Raw genomic sequence first — 1,109 nt, 5'->3', positions numbered from 1 at the left:
CGCTGCTCGTGGGCGGCGATATAGTGAACCGTCTTCTTCACCAGCGCGGGCAGCGGCTTGAGTATCTCCGCGGCCCAGCCGGAGTGGCCGCTGGCCAGCCAGCGCGGCAGGCCAAGGGAATGGTGCATGGAGTCGCTGGTGCCCACCGTGGCCACCGAGTCGAACAGCCCGAGGAAGCGGATATCCGTGTCAATGCCGGCGAACTTGCCGTCTTGCAGCGCATCCTGGAACCAGTAGCAAAAGGCACGCGCCTGGACCGCGCCGCGCGAGAAGCCGAACACCGACACGGACACGAACGGGATCCGGGGCAGCCGCTTGACATCGAGCCTGGCGCGCAGCTTCTTCGACAGTTCCTGCGTCAGCGGCGCGAACCAGTCCTTGCGCTTGCGCGGCGGGTCCTCCGGGTCGGGCCGCTGCTGGTGGTCGACGCGGCGCTCGTAGTCCTTGATCTTCGCGGCGATCTCGTCATCGTCCATCATGGACTCGCCGCCAAAGGCCGCCCGGTGCACGGCGTTGTAGATCTGCAKCAGGCCCCACAGGATGCGGGCCTGCCCGCCGGCGGCGAAGGCCCGCCCGTAGGTGCTTTCGCCCATCTCGCCAATTTGCGGAAAGGGGGTGCCCACGCCTGGCAGGTAGACGCGGTAAAAGTACTCGCCCTCCCCCGGCGTATTTCCCTCTTCAGCAGGATAGGCATTGTGCAGGCGAACGATATTGCTATGAAAGCGCTTGGCGGGTTCCGGTTTTTTGTAGTCCCGCTCCATGTTGTTGTTGGTGCCGTCGAAGAACAGCCCCACGTTGACCAGGATCTGGCAAACCGGCTGGCGCACGAACGTGCAGGCGGGCTTGGTCCCCAACACGCGGAAAACCTCGCGCGGCGTCAGGCTGCAGCATTCGGCCGGATCCGGCGGGAGCGTGCGGTCGGGGGCAGCGATATAGCGCTTCATTGTTGGGGCTCCTTCGATTTGTTTGGATTAACCGGATAGGGAATGGGGTGGTTGAGGCTATGTGAGTCGTAGCGCGCCGACACGACCACGCGGACCACGTCGTTCGGATAGATGTGGGCATAGATGGTGCCTGCCTTGGTGTAGGGCTCGACCTCGACCACCTTG

Annotated in this window: 1 protein-coding gene; it reads right to left on the bottom strand. The window is 64.4% G+C overall.

What is annotated here, in order from left to right; all coding sequences use genetic code 11:
- The coding region (locus AC1DS6_RS42645; protein WP_477104812.1) for a phospholipase effector Tle1 domain-containing protein at positions 1–944 on the bottom strand (944 nt) is incomplete at its 3' end.
- Positions 945–1,109 lie beyond the last annotated feature (165 nt).

This window comes from Cupriavidus sp. 05L310 (assembly GCF_056398185.1).
Note: the sequence above shows the minus strand (reverse complement) of the source record. Positions and strands in the feature narration are given on the sequence as shown.